1 protein-coding gene is annotated in these 270 nt (G+C 58.1%); it reads left to right on the plus strand.

The window, feature by feature from the left end:
- The coding region (locus ACTHS4_RS11985) for a mechanosensitive ion channel family protein (RefSeq protein ID WP_440365997.1) at window positions 1-270 on the plus strand (270 nt) is incomplete at both ends.

Below are 270 nucleotides of genomic sequence, written 5' to 3' on the forward strand. Positions count from 1 at the left end.
GGGAACGTCTTGCTGAAACCGGCATGGCATTCGGTACCAACCTCGTTGCCGCGTTGGCGATTTTCTTTGTCGGCAGATGGATTGCCGCCCGCCTCGTTATTTTGATGAAAGCTGCGCTGACCCGCGCCAAAGTGGACAGAACGCTCGTCAGCTTCCTCGGCAATGTGGCTAACGTCGGTCTGTTAATCCTGATCATCATTGCCGCGCTGGGCAAACTGGGCATTCCGACCACGTCGGTTACCGCCTTAATCGGCGGCGCGGGTTTGGCGG

The sequence above is a fragment of the Neisseria sp. P0014.S009 genome (assembly GCF_051958155.1).
Classification (GTDB): domain Bacteria; phylum Pseudomonadota; class Gammaproteobacteria; order Burkholderiales; family Neisseriaceae; genus Neisseria; species Neisseria flavescens_C.